Here is a 2165-nt window from a genome sequence, read left to right as displayed (position 1 = left end):
CCAAACTGAAAATCCGCGAGGATTTTCAGAAGTAGGCGAGAACAAGCAATTACTTATAGCCATTGTTGTGCGTTCGTATTTTTTATTCAGTTGAAATCAGAAAATTGTGCATTTTCAAAAATAGCTAAAACCTTTGCCTACCATATCCTTATTATCATGAATTCCAATTGTTGGTCAACGAACTCTAAAACAACACAATATAAACTTCCAATAATAGATTTATTTTTTCTACTTCAAAAAATCCTTTTTTTGAAAAGCTGGATTTGGGTATGTATAAAATCCTTCACCCGTAGCCACACCTAATTTATTTTTATTAATGAAATTTTCTTCTAAATATTTCATCACTTTTATCCTGTTGGCATCCTGTGTTTTCTCGGCTGCTATTTTATTTATGTTGTAAGCTGTTGTAACGCCTACCACATCCAAAATACCAAATGGTCCAACTGGTGCACCGGTTGCGACCATCCATGTTTTGTCGATGGTTTCCACATCTGCCACTTCGTTCACATACAAATCCAACGCAGCACCTATAAGAGGTACAAGTAAAGAATTGAGAATATAACCGGGCTGTTCTTTGTGCAATGGCAAAGGCAACATTCCAATTCTTTTTGCAAACTCCACCACATCGTTGAACACTTTGTGCGAAGTAGTTGGATGCCCCATAATTTCTGCGGTATTGTGTTTCCAAATTTCGTTGGCGAAATGCAGGGCAACAAATTTCTCCGGTCTTCCAGTAGAGGAAGCAAACTGACTTGGTAAGAGTGTGGAAGAATTCGTAGCAAAAACAGTTTTTGCGGGGGCAACTTTTGCTAACTGCTCGTAAAAACCGATTTTAATCTGCGGATTTTCCGGTACGGCTTCAATCAGCAGGTCGGCATCTTTTACAGCCTCTTCTAAATTAGATGAGTACCTTAATTTTTGATATGTATCTTCCAATTGTTGCTGACTTGCATTCAAATCACTTTTAAATGCGGAACTCATAATTTCAAACTTGCCTTTTGCTTTTTCCAATACTTCATCATTAATGTCATAAACGGTGACATTAAATCCATGAAATGCCGTCTGGAAAGCAATTTGATAGCCTAATACGCCACTTCCGGCTACTGTAATATTTTTATAATTCATAAGAAACGAATCAAACTTATCTGTTATTTTCTTCATTGTTAAAGTATTTGATTATTTAATGATAACAAAGATATGGCTATACTTAAATTTACATATATCCTTTAATTCGGTATTTGTGTCCGTTAATTCTTATCGAACTATGATTTGTCTTGTTCTATATTGTGAAGGTGAAATTGTGGTATGTTTTTTAAAGAATCGCCCAAAGGCAGAGGTAGAATTGAAGTGTAACTGAAATGCAATTTCAGTTACTGTGAGTTCAGGATTTCCCAATAGTACATACGCTTCTTTTAGCAGTATTTCATTAATGACTTCATGCGGTGTTCTTCCACTTGTTTTTTTTACTATTTCAATTAAATATTTATTAGAAATATGCAATTGGTCGGCATACAATTGTACTGTTTTATGTTCTAAAATTTGTTCTTGTACCAGTTTCCTAAACTTCAAATAAATAGTAGAAATGACTTGGTCTTTACTTTCTGGTTCGTTAGCATAGCGATGTGTAATTTCGGCAACTTCAAGTAATATGTTAAAAATAATACTTCGAATAATTTCATCAATAAAATTTCCGTGGGTTTTAGTTTTATGTTTTAAGTAATCAAGCAAGGTCAATATATGTTCTATGTCTTTTGCGGGTGCATTTAATAAGGAATAGCTAACTTGTTGAAACAGACCACTTTTTTCAATAATAAATGGGTTAGAAATATTTTTGAGTAAGAAATTTTTTTCAAAAAACAGAAGTTTCATTTTAAAATCTTTACTAAACTTCCTAAAATGGACAATGGTAGATGGTGCGGAAATAAGAAAACTATTTTGTTGAATAAGATAATTATTACCATCTATTTCCATAGTCATTTTTCCGCTTGTACAGATGCACAGTGAATAAAAATCCATGCGGAACGAGTTTTCGGGAAATTGAAAAATTGATTTCCCCGAAGAAATATAGTAAGGCTTATCACAAGCCACACCATAAAACGAAAGTATCTGTTTAAGATTTTGGTACAAATGATTTTATTTTATATGACGCACAACGGTTTTGTGTA

General features: G+C 33.5%; 2 protein-coding genes. Both read right to left on the bottom strand.

Annotated elements, in window-relative coordinates; genetic code table 11:
- Window positions 1-228: 228 nt before the first annotated feature.
- On the bottom strand, window positions 229-1125 hold the full coding sequence (locus QGM60_RS18070) for a 3-hydroxyacyl-CoA dehydrogenase (protein WP_150315369.1): 897 nt from the start codon (window positions 1123-1125) through the stop codon (window positions 229-231).
- Window positions 1126-1254: 129 nt separating this feature from the next.
- On the bottom strand, window positions 1255-2016 hold the full coding sequence (locus tag QGM60_RS18065) for a helix-turn-helix domain-containing protein (RefSeq protein ID WP_281141641.1): 762 nt from the start codon (window positions 2014-2016) through the stop codon (window positions 1255-1257).
- Between the last annotated feature and the right edge of the window lie 149 nt (window positions 2017-2165).

The sequence above is a fragment of the Winogradskyella sp. SYSU M77433 genome, from assembly GCF_029911945.1.
GTDB lineage: Bacteria > Bacteroidota > Bacteroidia > Flavobacteriales > Flavobacteriaceae > Winogradskyella.
The sequence above is the reverse complement of the archived record's forward strand: the minus strand, read 5'-3'. Positions and strand labels throughout refer to the sequence as shown.